The sequence below is a fragment of the Nocardia sp. NPDC003963 genome (assembly GCF_053605105.1).
Map to the genome: position 1 here is coordinate 361323 of NZ_JBSGIP010000001.1, position 12894 is coordinate 374216.

Annotated in this window: 12 protein-coding genes; 10 read left to right on the top strand and 2 right to left on the bottom strand. The window is 69.5% G+C overall.

Annotated features, from left to right (window positions below):
* Positions 1–153 precede the first annotated feature (153 nt).
* Together ACWEWT_RS01680 and ACWEWT_RS01685 are read right to left on the bottom strand one after the other, a co-directional pair.
* Entirely contained in the window at positions 154–348 is a 195-nt protein-coding gene (locus tag ACWEWT_RS01680) for a hypothetical protein (RefSeq protein ID WP_452555100.1), read from the bottom strand.
* Positions 349–703: 355 nt separating this feature from the next.
* Complete coding sequence (locus tag ACWEWT_RS01685) at positions 704–1435, bottom strand: FadR/GntR family transcriptional regulator (protein ID WP_452555102.1); 732 nt, start codon at positions 1433–1435, stop codon at positions 704–706.
* 842 nt (positions 1436–2277) lie between these two features.
* Between ACWEWT_RS01685 and ACWEWT_RS01690 the strand changes: the two genes are divergently transcribed.
* The 10 genes from ACWEWT_RS01690 (at position 2278) to ACWEWT_RS01735 (ending at position 12752) form a co-directional block, all read left to right on the top strand.
* Positions 2278–3507 carry a CaiB/BaiF CoA transferase family protein gene (locus ACWEWT_RS01690; RefSeq protein WP_452555104.1) on the top strand — a complete coding sequence of 410 codons (1230 nt, stop codon included), beginning with the start codon at positions 2278–2280 and terminating at the stop codon, positions 3505–3507.
* On the top strand, positions 3504–4295 hold the full coding sequence (locus tag ACWEWT_RS01695; RefSeq protein WP_452555106.1) for an enoyl-CoA hydratase/isomerase family protein: 792 nt from the start codon (positions 3504–3506) through the stop codon (positions 4293–4295). Before ACWEWT_RS01690 ends, ACWEWT_RS01695 begins: the two co-directional genes overlap by 4 nt.
* Positions 4292–5515, top strand: a complete 1224-nt coding sequence (locus ACWEWT_RS01700) for an acyl-CoA dehydrogenase family protein (protein WP_452555108.1) — start codon at positions 4292–4294, stop codon at positions 5513–5515. Before ACWEWT_RS01695 ends, ACWEWT_RS01700 begins: the two co-directional genes overlap by 4 nt.
* Before the next feature lie 65 nt (positions 5516–5580).
* Positions 5581–6333, top strand: a complete 753-nt coding sequence (locus ACWEWT_RS01705; RefSeq protein ID WP_452555110.1) for an SDR family NAD(P)-dependent oxidoreductase — start codon at positions 5581–5583, stop codon at positions 6331–6333.
* Between the two features lie 16 nt (positions 6334–6349).
* Positions 6350–7228: a 3-hydroxyacyl-CoA dehydrogenase family protein gene (locus tag ACWEWT_RS01710; protein ID WP_452555112.1), complete on the top strand. Its 879-nt coding sequence runs from the start codon at positions 6350–6352 to the stop codon at positions 7226–7228.
* Between the two features lie 9 nt (positions 7229–7237).
* Entirely contained in the window at positions 7238–8125 is an 888-nt protein-coding gene (locus tag ACWEWT_RS01715) for a 3-hydroxyacyl-CoA dehydrogenase family protein (RefSeq protein WP_452555114.1), read from the top strand.
* A 1-nt stretch (position 8126) separates the two neighbouring features.
* Complete coding sequence (locus ACWEWT_RS01720; RefSeq protein ID WP_452555116.1) at positions 8127–8903, top strand: enoyl-CoA hydratase-related protein; 777 nt, start codon at positions 8127–8129, stop codon at positions 8901–8903.
* Positions 8900–9967, top strand: coding sequence for an acyl-CoA dehydrogenase family protein (locus ACWEWT_RS01725; RefSeq protein WP_452555118.1), 1068 nt, complete (start codon positions 8900–8902; stop codon positions 9965–9967). The genes ACWEWT_RS01720 and ACWEWT_RS01725 overlap by 4 nt, the downstream gene beginning before the upstream one ends.
* Positions 9964–11625 carry an AMP-binding protein gene (locus tag ACWEWT_RS01730; protein WP_452555119.1) on the top strand — a complete coding sequence of 554 codons (1662 nt, stop codon included), beginning with the start codon at positions 9964–9966 and terminating at the stop codon, positions 11623–11625. The genes ACWEWT_RS01725 and ACWEWT_RS01730 overlap by 4 nt, the downstream gene beginning before the upstream one ends.
* Positions 11622–12752: a CaiB/BaiF CoA transferase family protein gene (locus tag ACWEWT_RS01735; RefSeq protein WP_452555121.1), complete on the top strand. Its 1131-nt coding sequence runs from the start codon at positions 11622–11624 to the stop codon at positions 12750–12752. The genes ACWEWT_RS01730 and ACWEWT_RS01735 overlap by 4 nt, the downstream gene beginning before the upstream one ends.
* Positions 12753–12894 lie beyond the last annotated feature (142 nt).

Consider the following 12894-nt stretch of genomic DNA (forward strand, 5'->3'; position numbering starts at 1 on the left):
CCGCGGCCCCGGCCGTTCCGGAACCGGCCCGCACGCGACCCTCGTCGTCGCGTGCGGGCCGGCCGCCCGCTCGTGTAGCCGGTCCGGACGTCGAACCGGTCACCCCGGAAGCCTCAGTCGGCCGAGCTCACCGCGCGGGCCCGCGGTATCCGGTCATCCGCGGGCGGCCGAATCGAAATCGCGGTCCGCACCGGGAATCACCACCGGCTTGGTCTGCGTCATCTCGAGCATTCCCGCGAGTGCCAGATTGATCTGGTCCAGGGAGAATCGGCCGGAGACGATCCGGCCGAGGTCGAAATGGGTGCGGTACCGGTCGAGGAAGTCGAGCGCCTGTTTGTAATAGGCCACCGAACGACGCCGGCGGAGGCGACCACGAGCACGCTCTCACCCCGCCCGGCCGACGCGCGAGCCGATTCCAGGGCGTTCGCGCAGCGGCGCCGGAAATCGGTGAACGTTTCGGTGCCCACCGCGGACCGACCGTCCGGGCTCACCCCCGCGAGCAGTGCGGTATCGACCAGTCGCTGGAGCTCTCGGCCCCGCGTCTTCGTCTTCCGTCGGTGGTCCGGTCTGCTGTGTGCCGAGCGGACCGTACGCGTCCGGTCGGACTCGACCGTGGCGAACGAGATGGATCAGGCCCGCGAGATCGCGCATTCTCGCCGCGCCGGTCGCCGGAGCCGCTCGCGCACAACGCCTTCGGTGTCCATCACTGCGCGCGGTGCGCGTGGATGTGCTCGTGCAGATAGGCCAGATGCTCGATGATCGCCGCTTCGCCGGCATCCGGATCGCGGGTTTCGATCGCCCGCAGGATCGAGGCGTGCTGGCGCACCGTCTCCCGGCCGACATCGGGCGAGAGATCGAGATAGTGCACGGGCTCGGTGGCGTGGTGCAGCGTCGCGACGAAGGACGCGAGCACCCGGTTTCCGGATGCCTGCGCGATCAAGGTGTGGAACTGGCGGTCGAGGTCGGGAATCTCGGGGTCGTCGACGGAGGCGGTCTTCTGGCGGCGCACGATATCCGACAGTTCCGCCAGGTCCTTCTCGCTGCGGTGGGCGGCGGCGAGGCGGACCGAGGGCACCTCCAGATGGCGGCGGACATCGGCGACTTCGTCGAACCCGATACTGCCGAGGGCCAGGAGGTTGCCGACCGTTTCGGTCATCACGGTGCCGAGTGAGCGGTAGTCGACCGATTGGACGAAGTTCCCGCCGCGGGCACCGGGCACCTTGTTGATCAAGTGCTGGGAGCTGAGTACGCGCAGTGCTTCGCGCAGTGTCGTGCGGCTGACGTTGAACTGCCGGGCGAGTTCGGCCTCGGGCGGCAGCATCTCACCGCTCCGGAGCTCACCGGACAGTATCGCGTCCTTGATGGTCTTCTCCACCTGCTGGCGCGGTCGCAGGACGGCCTGTCCGATCGTTCTGCGCTCGACGTCGCTGACCATGACCGTGCCCTCCACTGTCCAATATGAATGTTCGACGTTTGTTTTCGAACAAACGGTATCATTCGGTCCCCGGCTATGTCTCGCTGGATTTGGCGACAACGCATCTTACGAGGTTGTTCGATGTCGCTACCTCCGGCTATCCACCGCTGAGGGATCGAAGCACGACAGATCTATGAATGTTGGACCTTGCGCAACCTGTCTATTATCTTCTATGGTGATGGCCGTCACCGACCATGTGATGCCGCATCGTCGGCCCCGCCGGGCACGTACCTCTGCCACGGCACGGAAGGAACTTCATGAACACCTCGACAGAGCGCGCCTTCTACGCCGGCCGGCCGCGGGTCGGTGTACCGCTCGGGCTGGTACTCGCCACCTCCGCTGTGCTTCGTCGTCCAGCAGCTTCCGGAGGACGACCTCATGTCGTGGGGGCCGGCGGATTCCCTTCCTGCTCAGCTCGCTGCTCGTGGTCACCGGCTTGTACATCCGCCTCGGGATCGAGGACTCGCCCGCGTTCCAGGCCCTCGAGGGCGAGAGCGAGGAGGAGCGGTTCCCCGCGGCGGTGGTCTTCCGCCGGGTGCGGGTATCGCCATCGGCGGTCTGCTCACTCTGCTCGCGGTGGCTGCCTCGCGGGAATCGGTGCACGACGATATCGACCGGCTCGAACGGCCGGGCGGCCGTGACGGGGCCGCTCCGAAGACCGAATCCGGCGACCGCGGGTCGTCGCGGCCGATGCGCCCGAGGCCGCGCCGATCCCCGTGCGGGCCGACGGACGGGGGTGACCGGTACGGGCGACCGGCCCGGACTCCGGCGACAGCTTTCCGATACCCGAAGGATGTGAAGAAATGAACGACGAGAGCAGTGGACCGCTGGCGGGCCTGCGAGTGGTCGATATGACCACCTCGTACGCCGGGCCCACCGCGGCCATGTACCTCGCCGACCTGGGCGCCACGGTGATCAAGGTCGAGCGTCCCGGGTACGGCGACGATACGCGGGGGTGGGGGCCGCCCTTCGTCGACGGGGCATCTGCCTGGTTCGCCTCGGCCAACCGGAACAAGAAGTCGATCGTGCTGGACCTGCGCTCCGGCACCGGGCGGGAGGTGTTGCTGCGGTTGCTCGATACCGCCGATGTGTTCTTACAGAATATGAATCCTGCCAAACTGGCCGGTATGGGAATCGACGGTGACTCACTTCACGCGCGCAACCCCCGGCTGATCTATTGCGCGATGTCGGGCTTCGGATTGGACGGTCCCGACAGCGGCCTTCCCGGCTACGACCTGGTTGCCCAGGCGCGTTCGGGACTGATGTCGGTCACCGGTGAGGCCGGGCGCAGTCCACAGCGCGTCTCCACGGCGCTGTCGGACGTGGTCACCGGGATGTGCGCCGCGGTCGCGATCAACGCGGCGCTGGTGCGGCAGGCACGCACGGGTGAGGGCGAGCTCATCGATGTCTCGCTGCTCGATACCGATCTCGCGCTCATGGCGCCCCGGATCGCGGCCTACCATGCCGGCGAGCCGGAGCCCGTGCCCAGCGGGGGGACCGATTCGGTACTCGCGGTCTATCAGCCCTTCGCGGCCGCCGACCGGAGTCTGGTGGTGGCGATCGGCAACGACGCGATGTGGCAGCGCTTCTGCGCCGTGGTGGACCTGCCCGACCTCGCCGCCGACCCGGATCTCGCCGACAATGCCGGACGCCGAGCCCACCGGCCGCGGATCACCCGGGCCGTCGCCGAGCGGATCGCCACCCGGACCGCCGCGGAATGGCTGCGGATCTTCGGGGAGATCGATGTCCCCGCCGCACCGGTGCAGTCGCTGTCGGAGGTGGTCCGGGATCCGCAGGTGCGGGCACGCGGTGCGCTGCTGCCGGTACCCGGTTCGGACGGCGCACTGGTGAGCGTGCACAGTCCGTTCCGGCTCGCCTCCGTCGAACCCCGTAACGAGCGGTTCCCGGACCTCGGCGAGCACACCCGCGACATCCTGCTCGACCTCGGCTATGCCCACGACGATGTGGAGGCGCTGCTGGAGACCGGCGCGGTCGGTGCGGCCCGTGCCGAACGGGCGGAGGTCGGGTCGTGACGGTGCTGTCGCGCGAAACGTCCGGTGCTGTCACGACACTCACCATCAACCGGCCGGAGGCGTTCAATGCCCTCGACGCCGCGGTGCTCTCCGCGCTCGTCACGGCGGCGGCCGAGGCGGCCGCGGACCCGGCGGTGCGGGCGGTCGTGCTCACCGGTGCGGGGGCGAAGGCGTTCAGCGCCGGTGCGGACCTGAAAGAGCTTGCGGGTATGGGACCCGACCGGGCCCGGGAGATGATGTCCGCCGGGCAGCGGGCGTTCCGGACGCTGGAGCAACTGCCGGTCCCGGTGATCGCCGCGGTCAACGGTCTGGCCCTGGGCGGCGGGTTCGAACTGGCGCTCGCCGCGACGTTCCCGGTGCTGTCCACCCGGGCGGCGCTCGGGCTGCCGGAGTCCGGGCTCGGACTGGTCCCCGGTTACGGTGGGACGCAGCGTCTTCCCCGCGCAATCGGGGCACGCGCGGCCGCGCATCTGATGCTCACCGGCACCCGGCTCGACGCCGACCGTGCCTACGATCTGGGGCTGACCCCGGTTCCGCCGGTGCCTCCGGCGGAGCTGCTGCCTACTGCCCTGGGAATCGCCGAGAAGATCGCGGCGCAGGGCCCGTACGCGGTGCGTTCGATCCTGCACGCCCTGGACATCGGCCGCGACGCACCGCTCGAGACCGGCCTCGCGGTCGAAACGGGGCTGGCGGCGCTGGCCGTGGCGGGAGCGGAATCCACCGAGGGCATCGGTGCGTTCCTGGAGCGCCGGCCCGCCCGCTTCGCCGACCCGGAGGCCGGCTCATGAGCATCGGGCCGCTGGCGATGGACACCGATCCCGAGGTGTACCTGGCACTGCACGAGCTGCTGGACGAACCGGCCGCCGATGCGGCACTGACCGAGCGGGAACGTGAGGTCCGCGCGAGAACCCGTGAGGTGGTAGCGCACGAGGTCGCGCCGCGGGCGGCCGAACTGGACGCGACGCACACCTTCGCGCACGAGAGTGTGCAGGCGCTGGCCCGGGCCGGGCTCTGCGGGCTGGTGTTTCCCGAGGATCTCGGCGGTAGCGGTGACAGCAATGTCGCCTATGCCGCGGCGATGGAGGAGATCACGGCCGGTTGCGCCGCGACGAGTCTCGTTTTCATGACCCAGATGCACGCGGCGTACCCGATCCTGATCGCGGGTAGCGCGGAACTGCGGCAGCGCTACATTCCGGGCCTGCTGGACGGGTCGCGCTACGGCTCGCTCGGGATCACCGAACCGGGCGCGGGTTCGGATGTCTCGAGCCTGACCACCACCGCCGTCCCCACTGCCGAGGGTTGGACGATGACCGGGCAGAAGACGTTCATCACCACCGGCGACCGCGCCGATGTGATCATCTGCTTCGCCACCGTCGACCGGACCCGCGGCCGCGACGGGATCACCGCCTTCGTGGTCGAAGGCGGGTGGGACGGAGTGGGCCGCGGACAGCCCTTCCACAAGATGGGCATGCACGGTTCGAGTACCGCCGAACTCTTCTTCGACCGGGTCGCGGTGCCGCGCGCGAATCTCCTCGGCGACGAGGGGCGGGGCTGGTCGGTGGTGATGAATTCCGTAGTCAAATCCCGCATCAGCGCCGCCGCCCAGGGCGTGGGCCTGGCCCGCGCCGCGTACGCGCGCACTCTCGCGGTCCTGACCGCGCTGTACGGCCACCGGCTCGCCGACGAGCACACCTTCGCCCTGGCCGACCTGCGCGGCCGGATCCTGCAGGGCCGGTTGCTGTTGCACGCCGTGGCCCGCCAGGTCGATACCGACCCGCAGGTCACGCCCGGACAGATCGGGGTCGTGAAACAGGTCTGCACCGATCTCGGCTTCCAGGCGTCGGTGGAGGCGGCCCGGATCCTCGGCCCGTACGGCGATCTCGCCGAGCTGGGTGTCGAGCGCTGCCTGCGCGACGCCAAGGTCACCCAGATCTACGACGGCACCAACGAAATCCAGCGGCTGCTCATCGGCCGTGAGACGACCCGCACGATGAAGGAGCTCCGATGATGCGATACCTGCGCCTTCGCTCCGGCCTCCGCGGACCGCACGACACCACTCCGAAGGAGCTTTGAATGAACTCGCTGGACGGAAAGGTCGCGATCGTCACCGGCGCCGGCCGCGGCCTGGGCCGGTCCATGGCCTACGCGCTCGCGGAGGCGGGCGCCGCAGTCACGGTCGCCTCCCGGACGGCGGCCGAGCTGGACTCATTCGTCGCCGAGATCCGCGGCGGCGAGGGCCGGGCGCTGGCCTGCTCGACCGATATCACCGATGAGCAGTCGGTCCGGCGGATGGTGCAGGCCACCGTCGACACCTTCGGCCGGGTGGACATCCTGGTGAACAACTCCGGGATCGTCGCCTCCACTCCGCTGGTGGACCAGCCGGCGGACGAATGGGATCGGGTGATCGCGACGAACCTGCGCGGCACCTACCTGGCCACGCGTGCGGTCGGTCCGCATCTCATCGCGCAGGGCGGGGGCAAGGTCGTCAATATCGCGTCCAACTTCGCGTTGCAGGGCGTGGCGAACCACGCTGCGTATTCGGCGTCGAAAGCGGGCGTCATCGCCTTCACCCGGTCGATGGCCGTCGAATGGGCCCGGCACGGTATCCAGGTCAACGCCATCGCGCCCGGTTATTTCGCCACCCCGTTGAACGCCGAGCTCCGTGACGACGCCGAGGCCACGGCCCGGGTCGTACGGGCCATTCCGGCGCGCCGGATGGGCGAACCCGACGAGATCCGGCCCTGGCTGCTGCTGCTCGCCGGCGGCGAGTCGAATTTCATGACCGGTGAGGTCATCGTCCTCGACGGCGGCCAGAGCGTCCGCTGAGATTCAGGAGAACCAAGTGAGCAACGAGAGCAGAACCGTCGCCGTACTCGGCGCCGGGACGATGGGTTCGGGAATCGCGACCGTGCTGGCCCGCGCGGGCTACCGGACCGTACTGTTCGATATCGACGATGCGAATCTGCGGCGCGGGATCGATACCGTGCACAGCTTTTTCGACAAAAGTGTGCGGCTGGGCAAACTGGACGCCGAGGCCGGCCGGTCCGCCAAGGCCGCGTTGACCGGAACCACCGAGCTCGCCGAGCTCGCCCCCTGCGAGGTCGTGGTCGAAGCCGTGTTCGAGGACCTGGCGGTGAAGAAGGATCTCTTCGCCCGGCTCGACGAGATCGTCTCGGAATCGGCACTGTTGCACACCAATACCTCGACGCTGTCGGTCACCGGTATCGCCTCGGGTTCGCGCCGTCCGGAGCGAGTTGTAGGCACCCACTACTGCAATCCGGCACCGCTGATGAAACTGGTCGAGGTGGCCGACGGCCGGCACACCGCCGACTGGGCCCACAAGGCCACCGTCGAATTCCTGGGCTCGCTGGGCAAGACCAGTGTGGTCACCAAGGACCGGCCGGGATTCATCGTCAACCGCTTCCTGATCCCGTGGGAGAACTCCTGTATCCGCGCCCTGGAGGCGGGTGTGGCCACCAAGGAGTCGATCGATGCCGCCGTGCTCGGTTCGCTCGGCCATCCGATGGGGCCGTTCCGGCTGCTCGACATCGTCGGCATGGATATCCACCAGCAGGTGGCGACCCGGCTCTACGAGCAACTGCGCGATCCGAAGTTCTTCCCGCCGCCGATGGTCGAACGCATGGTCGCCGCGGGTGATCTCGGGCGTAAGACCGGCCGCGGTTTCTACACCTACGACGACACCCGGCTGTTCGGGTCCTGAGGAGAGAACATGAGTGAATCCACTCCCGACTTCGCGACGATCGGTGTCCTCGGCCTCGGCACCATGGGCGCGGGCATCGCCCAGGTGCTCGCCGCATCGGGCCGCAAGGTCGTCGCCGTCGAAACCGATACCGCCCGTCTCGAGGCGGGCCTGGCGACGGTGGCCGCGTTCCTCGACGGCGGAATCGCCCGGGGCAAGGTCACCGAAGCGGACAAGCGCGCCGTGCTGGACCGGATCTCCGGTACCACCTCGGTCACGGAACTGCGCGGGGTCGACGCCGTCCTCGAATGCGTGACCGAGAACGCCGAGGTGAAGACGGCGCTGCTCACCGAGGTCGCCGCGGTGGTCGGGGACCGGATCCCGCTGCTCACCGGTACCTCCGCGCTGTCGGTCACCGAACTCGCGGCCGGGCTGCCCGCACCGGGCCGCGTGGCCGGACTGCACTTCTTCGACCCGGCGCCGGTCATGCGCACGGTGGAGATCGTGCGGGCGCTGCAGAGCGAGGAGGAGCTGATCGATCGGCTGGTGTCCCTCGTCGACACGCTCGACGACAAGGTCGCGGTCGTGGTCGATGACCGGCCGGGTTTCCTGATCAACGCACTGCTGCTGCCCTATCTCAACGATGTCGTGGCCGAGTACGACGAGGGCCTGGCAACCGCCGAGGACATCGATACCGCACTGGAACTGGGCCTGGGCTACAAGACCGGGCCACTGAAACTGCTCGACACGATCGGTCTGGATGTGCACCTGCACGCCACCGAGGCCGCCCACGCGGCCACCGGCGACCCGCGTTACGCACCGCCGCCGCTGCTGCGCCGGATGGTGGCCGCCGGACGGCTGGGCACAAAGACCGGCCACGGATTCCGCACCGCACCGTCTCGTGAGGAGAACAACTGAGATGAGCTACGACGATATCCGCACCAGCATCGACGGGCCGGTTCTCACCATCACCCTCGACCGGCCCGACGCGGGCAACAAGTTCCGGCACCAGACGTGCCTCGAACTATTCGACGCGCTGCAGAAGTTCCGGCTGGACCCGCGGCTGCGGGCGGCCGTACTGACCGGCGCCGGCGACAAGTTCTTCTGCATCGGCGGGGAACACGACCCGGTCACCTCGCTGGACCAGTCCCAGGTTCTGCCGATCATCGACGTGTACCAGGCGATCGACACCATTGCGAAGCCGATCGTGGCCGCGGTCAACGGGTTCGCGGTCGGCGGCGGCAATGTGCTGCACACCGTCTGCGATCTGAGCATCGCCGCGGAGACCGCGGTGTTCCGGCAGGTCGGCCCGATGGTCGGCAGCTTCGACGCCGGGTACGGCAGCTGGTATCTGGAGGACACCATCGGGCGTAAGCGCGCCAAGGAGATGTGGTACCTCAACCGCAAATACACCGCCGCCCAGGCGCTGGACATGGGCCTGGTCAACGAGGTGGTTCCGGCGGCGGAACTGGCGGCCCGCGCCGCCGAGGTGGCCGCGGAGATCACCACCCGCAGCCCGCTGGCCCTGGCCGGTATGAAGGGCGCGTTCTCGGCCCGCCACAACGGTGTCTCGGGACAGGCGCGGATGGCGCACGATCAGCAGCTCGCGCTGTACCTGCAGACGAAGGAGGCCCACGAGGTGAGTGCCTCCTTCGGTGAGCGGCGCCGCCCTGATACCGAGAGTTTCTGGTCGTGACCCCCTCCGATACCTGGCGGGGGCCCGTGCTCGACCGGGATCAGCGCGATCTGCGGGATATGCTCGGCGCTTTCGCCGCCGCGCACGACCCGGTGCTCACCGACGCACCGGAGCAGATCGCCGGACTGGTCACCGAACTCGCCGCGCTCGGCGTCTGGACACTGGGCACCGCCGAGGAGACCGGTGGCGGTGGCGCCGACCGGGCGACCACGGCGCTCGTCTTCGAACGACTCGGCCGGGCCTGGCCGGCGCTGGGCTGGGCCGCGGCGCAGGCCCATACCGCCGTCGATGTGCTCGGCGCCGACGAGCGATTCGCCGAACTCGTCGCCGGTCTGCATGCCGGTACGGCCGCCGTCGCGGTCGTCGACGCCTCGGCAGCGCAGGTACGCCTCACCCGGGAAGACGGCGCCCTGCGCGGGACCGTGGCCCGGGTGGACGCGGCGGCCGAGCGGCCGTATCTGCTGCTGCTCGGCGACGCGGGTCACGCGGTACTGCTGCCCCCGGCCGTGCTGACCCCGGAACCTTTGCGGCGCACCGGGTTCGGTGGCGCGCTGACCCGTGCCCTGGAGGTCGATGCCCGCCTCGGTGAGTACCACGACCTCGCCGGTGTGGACACCGCGGCGGCCCGGCGGCGGCTGCGCCTGGGCGCGGCCGCCGTGGCGGCGGGTATCGCGGGCGCGGCGGCCGACGCCGCCGCGGAATACGCCGCGGGCCGCGAGCAATTCGGCGCCGCGCTGACCGCGCTGCCCACCGTGCGCCAGGCCCTGCTGGACCAGGCCGCTCGGGCGGCGGTGGGTACCGCGGCCGCGTTCGGCGCCGAGGACGAGGTCGCGGTCCTGGCTGCGTTGCGCGAAGCCTGCGCGGGTGCGATCGATGCCGCCGCGAGCGCCCTGCAGGCACACGGGGGATACGGATACCTCACCGAATACGGCGCGGAGCGGCGGTTGCGCGACGCGATATCGCTGCGCGCCGCGACGGACCCGGGCGGGGCGGCCACCGCCGTCGCCCGGGTGCTGACCGGGCTCGCGCCCACTCCCACGGCAATCAGGAAGGACGCGTCGTGAGTGCATCCACCACGCTGACCGAGGTTCTCGACGGTCAGTACACCCCGGTCGACGACGCCACGGCCGCACAGTGGCGGGCGGCGGGCTGGTGGGAGAACCGGTCCGTCCGTTCGCTGCTCACCGAGGCGGCCGAACGGCATCCGGACCGGATCGCGCTGGTCGGGCGGCGCAGCGACGGCCGCCGCGAGACCCGGACCTACCGCGAGTTCGACCGCAATGCCCACCACGCCGCCGCGGTGTTCGCCGCGCTCGGTGTGGGCGTCGGCGATGCCGTCGTACTCATGCTGCCGAACTGGGTCGAGTACGCCGAAATGGTGTTCGGGATCAACGAGACCGGCGCGATCTACGCCGGTATCCCGGTCGCCTACGGCGAGAACCAGGCCGCCGCCGTCCTGCGCCGCAGCAAGGCGAAGGTGCTCGTCATCCCGCGGCGTTGGCGCAGTAACCAGCATCTCGAACTGTCCCGCAGGCTGCGCGCCGAGATCCCCACTCTCGAGCATGTGCTGGTCCTCGACGACGACGGCACCGGTCTGCGCGACGGTGAATCGCTGTGGTCGGCCCATGCGGAGGTGCCGGACCGGACATTCGCCGACCCCGAGCCGAGCCGGTTGTGCTACCTCGGTTTCACCTCCGGCACCACGGGAGAACCGAAGGGGGCCATGCACAGTCACGACACCCTGATCTACGCGGCGCGCCGGCAGGCCGAACACGTGGGGACCTCCCGGTGGGGCGATCCGATGGTCCAGCTGGTCGCCTCACCCGCCGGTCACCACACCGGCTTCGAATGGGGCATCGTCATGACCGTGCTGCTGTGCGGCACAGCGGTGCACGTGGACCGCTGGGATCCGGCCTGGGGTGCCGAGGTGATCAGAGATGAGGGGATCACCTCCTTCTTCGGGGCGCCCACTTTCCTACAGGACATGATGCGTACCGATCTCGCCGGCGACCCGGACTGCCCGCTGCGCTGCCTGATCATCGCGGGCTCGTCGGTCCCGCGGAACCTGCCCGCCCAGGCGGGTGCGGCGCTCGGGGCCTATATCGCCCCGGCCTGGGGGCTGACCGAATGCAGCATCATGAGTTCGTGCACGCCGCTGGAGCCCGACGCGATCCAGCGCACCGACGGGTCGATCTTCGCGGGCTCGGCGGTCCGGGTGGTCGACACCGACGGTGACGAGGTACCGGCGGGCACGATCGGCGATCTGCTGATGCGCGGTCCCGGAGTGGTGTTCGGCTATTTCGACCGGCCGGACGCGACGGAGGACGCCTATCTGCCGGGCCTGTGGTTCCGGACCGGCGACCGGGCCAGTGTGGACGAGCACGGCTGGTTGTCGCTGCACGGCCGCACCAAGGACATCATCATCCGGGGCGGCGAGAACATTCCGGTCACCGATGTGGAGTCGGCGATCTTCGACCATCCCGACATCCTGAACACCGCCGTGATCGGTATCCCCGACGAACGACTCGGTGAACGGGTCTGCGCGGTGGTGGTTCTCGAGGAGGGCGCGGCCGAGTTCACGGTGGAAACGCTCGCGCAATACCTGCTCGCGCAAGGGCTTTCGAAGCACTGTCTGCCGGAGCGCGTCGTGAGTCTCGCCGAACTGCCGATGACACCGAGCGGAAAGATCCAGAAGTTCAAACTACGGGAGATGATCGCATGACCGACACCGGACTCCCGCTCGCGGGCGTGCAGGTACTCGACCTGTCGACGCTGCTACCGGGTCCGCTGGCCACGCTGATGCTGGCCGACGCGGGCGCCGATGTCGTCAAACTCGAACGCCCCGGCCGCGGTGACGAAATGCGGACCTACGAACCGAAATTCGGCGAGGCCAGCGCCAATTACGCGGTTTTGAACCGGGGCAAACGCGCCTACGGGGTGGATTTCAAGGATCCGGCGCAGCGCGACCGGGTGCTCGAACTCGCCGCGGAGGCCGATGTGGTGGTGGAACAGTTCCGTCCGGGCGTGGCCGACCGGCTCGGTCTCGGCTACGACGCGATCGCGGCGATCAACCCGCGCGTGGTCTACTGCTCGATCACCGGTTACGGACCGTCCGGCCCACTCGCGCCGCGCGCCGGCCACGACCTGAACTATCTCGCGGAGTCGGGACTGCTGGGTGTGGTCACCGACTCGGCCGGACAACCGTCGCTGCCGGTCTCCGTGCTCGCCGATATCTCGGCCGGCACCTACCCGGCGGTGGTCAATATCCTGCTGGGGCTGCGGCAGGCCGAACGCACCGGTAAGGGGAGCCACCTCCAGGTGTCGATGGCCCACAACCTCCAGGTGCTGGCCTACGGCTATATCGCCGCCTATCAGGCCGGGGGCGCCTGGCCCCGGCCGGGTGCCGAACAGCTGACCGGCGGTAGCCCGCGGTACCACATCTATCCCACGGCCGACGGTCGCCATGTGGCCTGTGCCGCACTGGAACAGAAGTTCTGGGACCGGCTGGTCGAACTCGTCGGCCTGGACGAGAAGTTCCACGACGACGCGGGCCAGGAGCGGGCCGTCACTGCGGCGTTGGGCGAGGTCTTCGTCCGGCAACCTGCCGCGCACTGGCAGGCACTGCTCGGCGGCGAAGACGTGTGCACGGCCGTGGTCGCCACCTGGGACGAGGCGGTCGAAACCGGACTCGTCGATACCGATGCGCCCGAGCGGGTCTCGCGACCCGGCGCACCGGAGGAGTCCTTCGCCACTCTGGCGAGCCCGGTGGACCCGGCCCTGCGGCGGGCGGGCGGCATTCTGCCGTATCCCGCGCTGGCATCGCTGCCCGGCACCTCGCCCTGGACCTGATCCGGCCCGGGGCGCTGCCCCGATCGTCGGCCACCCTTCTCTACTTCGAACGGGAATTCGTCATGCGTGCTGCGCTGGTCAAGGAATTCGGCCCCTACTTCGGTCTGCTCCGGTGCGGGCAGCTGCGCGCGGGGGAGACCGT